Source organism: Mycobacterium sp., from assembly GCF_032162105.1.
GTDB lineage: Bacteria > Actinomycetota > Actinomycetes > Mycobacteriales > Mycobacteriaceae > Mycobacterium.
The window spans coordinates 1-3,232 of sequence record NZ_JAVRPS010000552.1; the positions used below are offsets into that span (position 1 = coordinate 1).

Annotated in this window: 5 protein-coding genes; 4 read left to right on the forward strand and 1 reads right to left on the reverse strand. The window is 67.2% G+C overall.

The window, feature by feature from the left end; translation table 11 throughout:
• The first annotated feature begins 104 nt into the window (after positions 1–104).
• From QOC69_RS28305 to QOC69_RS28320, 4 genes are all read left to right on the forward strand, one after another.
• Positions 105–476 (forward strand): YbjQ family protein, encoded by a 372-nt coding sequence (locus QOC69_RS28305; RefSeq protein ID WP_526445843.1) that lies wholly within the window; start codon positions 105–107, stop codon positions 474–476.
• A 153-nt stretch (positions 477–629) separates the two neighbouring features.
• Positions 630–845, forward strand: a complete 216-nt coding sequence (locus tag QOC69_RS28310; protein ID WP_526445844.1) for a CbtB domain-containing protein — start codon at positions 630–632, stop codon at positions 843–845.
• A gap of 36 nt (positions 846–881) precedes the next feature.
• On the forward strand, positions 882–1,676 hold the full coding sequence (locus tag QOC69_RS28315; protein WP_526445845.1) for a CbtA family protein: 795 nt from the start codon (positions 882–884) through the stop codon (positions 1,674–1,676).
• Positions 1,673–2,224 (forward strand): histidine phosphatase family protein, encoded by a 552-nt coding sequence (locus QOC69_RS28320; RefSeq protein ID WP_526445846.1) that lies wholly within the window; start codon positions 1,673–1,675, stop codon positions 2,222–2,224. Before QOC69_RS28315 ends, QOC69_RS28320 begins: the two co-directional genes overlap by 4 nt.
• 1 nt (position 2,225) lies before the next feature.
• Here the strand turns inward: QOC69_RS28320 and QOC69_RS28325 are convergent.
• A partial coding sequence (locus tag QOC69_RS28325; RefSeq protein WP_526445847.1) for a serine hydrolase occupies positions 2,226–3,232 on the reverse strand: 1,007 nt, incomplete at its 5' end.

Here is a 3,232-nt window from a genome sequence, read left to right on the forward strand (position 1 = left end):
CGCAGTTCAACGCAAGGGCCCCCGACGTGCGTCGGGGGCCCTTTGCGTGGGCCGACGGTTTATCCTCACCGAGCAACCCGTCGACTCCGAAGAGAGGCCCGTCCATGCTGGTAGTCACCACCAACGACATTCCCGGCTGGGAGATCCAGCGCGTGTGTGGAGAGGTCTTCGGTCTGACGGTCCGATCGCGAAATGCCTTTGCGCAGATGGGTGCTGGCTTCAAATCCATGTTCGGTGGCGAGTTGCAGGGGATGACGAAGAACCTCGCGGAGAGCCGGAACGAAGCCATGGGCCGGTTGATCACCGAGGCACGCGCTCGCGGCGGCAACGCGATCGTGGCGATGCGATTCGACACCACCGAACTGGGCGACGTGTGGACCGAGATCTGCGCCTACGGCACCGCGGTGCAGGCCGTGCCGGTGACCGACGGCGCCAAGTACACCGCCCAGCAGCTGGGCTACGGCGCCGGCACCTAGGTTTCGTCGATCCGCTCTGCCTATGATGCTTGCTGTTATCGACGCACGCAGGAATCTGGTGGAAATCCAGAACGGTCGCGCCACTGTGAATAGTCAGACCCGACGTCGTCACCATCTTGGATACGGGACGCGAAATCCCGAAAGGACCGCCAAATGACCACTCCTGACGCTCGCCGGAGCGCCGCGCCCGCACTTGACCTCTCGGCCACCAGGGCCGCCGTCTGGCTCTCGGCCACTGCCTTCCTCGCACTTCTGGTGCTGTACTTCGTCGGCATGGATCAGGGTGCGACGTCGATCTTCGGTAGCGACACCCACGTCCACGAGTTCGTCCACGACGCACGTCACCTGCTTGGCTTCCCCTGCCACTGACGGCTCTGCGAGCCCGAGACAGGAGGACCCATACACATGGAAAAGCAGATCATTGGGCGCGGTCTGTTGGCCGGCGCCCTGGCCGGAGCACTTGCATTCGCCTTCGCGCGGATCTTCGTCGAACCCGTCATCGAACGGGCCATCGGCTTCGAGGACGGTGTCGGCGAAGCGCACGAAGCCGCGCACGGCGGCCACGAGCACGGCGTGGAACTGTTCACCCGCGGCGTGCAGGCCAACATCGGCATGGGCTTTGGAGTGCTCGCGTTCAGCGTCGCGATGGGCGCGCTCTTCGCGGTCGTGTTCGCGGTCGCCTACGGCCGGGTCGGTGGCATCTCGGCTCGTGTCCTGTCGGTGCTCGTCGCCGGTGCAATGTTGTTGAGCCTCTACGTCGTTCCGGGGCTGAAGTACCCGGCCAACCCGCCTGCGGTGAGCCTCGACGAGACCATCCGGCAGCGCACCCTGCTGTATCTGCTGATGGTCGCGCTGTCGGCGGCGCTGTTCGTGGGAGCGGTGTACCTCGGGCGCAGGCTGGTGGCCCGGCTGGGTTCGTGGAACGCCACGCTGGCCGCCGCGGGCAGCTACGTCGTGGCCGTGGCGATCGTCATGTTGATCCTGCCGACCATCGACGAGACGCCGGGTCCATTGCGTGACGACGCCGGCAACATCATCTTCGAAGGCTTCCCCGCCGACGACCTGTACCAGTTCCGGCTGTATTCGCTCGGAACGCAAGTCGTGATGTGGGCGACGATCGGGCTGGTGTTCGGCGCGATGGCCTCGAGGCTGCTGGAAGGCAAGCGGACGGGCGTGGACACGGCGAGTCTCAATACGTGAGTGAGGTCGTCCGGCTGACCCTGGTGTCCCATGCCATGACGGACGCGATGGCGGCCGGACGATTTCCCACCGACGAGTCCGTGAACGCCGTCGGCCACCGTCAGGTGGACGCCACCGTCGAACTCGGGCCGGTCGATTCAGCGCTGTGCGGACCCGAGAAGCGGACCCGCCAGACCGCCGACCTGCTCGGCCTGCGGGCCAAGACCGACCCGCGGCTGGCCGACCTGGACTGCGGCGCCTGGCGCGGCAACGTCCTTGGCGGGGTGCTGCCCGCCGACCTGGCCGTGTGGTTGACCGAACCCGCGCAGGCGCCGCACGGGGGTGAGTCGGTGGTCGACCTGATCGGCCGGATACGTGGCTGGCTGGACTCGGTGAGCGGCCAGCGCGGCCGGCTGGTCGCCGTTACCCACCCGTCGGTGATCCGCGCGGCGATCCTGGTGGTGCTCGATGCGCCTGCGAGGTCGTTCTGGCGCGTCGACGTCGGACCGGCCAGTCACACCGTGCTGCACTTCCGCGGGCAGGCCTGGACGTTGCGGTCGACGGGCTGACTCACCCGACGGGGATGAGCCCGAACGCCTGCTTCGCGATCGACAGCAGCCACCCGGCCGCCGCCTGGCTGCGGTAGCGCGGCCAGTTCAGCTGGAAGCTCACCACCCACGGCTGGCCGGTGCGGTCCACGGCGTACCAGCTGAAGGTCAGGTCGCCGGGGAGGTTTCCGCCCTTGGCGCCGATGTAGTTCCACTTCGACTGGTCCAGATCGATGCCGGGGATGGCCGACAGGATGTCGCGGACCGGTGCCGCGGGCCCGACCGCTGCCTTCTGCAACGCGGCGTGCACCCGGCAGATGTCGGCGGCGCTTCCGTACCACTCGGCGCCGAATCCCGATGCGGGCGTGTGGGTTCGGTTCGGGTCGGGCTCGTAGGGGTTCTTGTTCGTCTGTTCCAGCAGCCGGGTGCGGCCCTCTGGTCCAGCTTGATGGACGGCCTTCTGCCACTCCTCGCGGATGTCGGGCTCGCCCCAGCCCACGGCGAACAGCTCGTGCGCGGTGGGGAACGGCGTCATGCTTGCCGGGTCGTGGTGACCTGCCGCGACCAGGGCCCGATCGACGGCGCCAGGACCGAGTCGGGCGATGAGCAGATCGGTGGCCATGTTGTCGCTCGCCGAGATCATCTGCTGGGCGGCGTCGTGCACCGACACCGAGGAACCGGGCGCAAGGTGATCGAAGCCCGCCGAACCGACGGCCTTGTCCTCGGCGGTGATGGTCAACTGATCGGTCCAGCTCAACGTGCCTGCGTTGACGGCGTCCGCAACGGCAAGTAGCACATACAGTTTGAAGATGGACGCCAGCGGGAGCGACTGGTCGAGGTTGCTGCCCGCCAACGTCGTGCACTTGCCGTTGGTCACCTTGGACACCTGGTACGAGTAGCGGGCCCCGGACTTCGTCAGCTCCGCATCGATGTCGGCCCAGTTATGACTCGGGGGCGGCTGGATGGTGACCTTGAAGCGGTCCACCAAACCGCCGTCCTTCGTCCGCAGTGCGATGTCCTGAGCGGCCC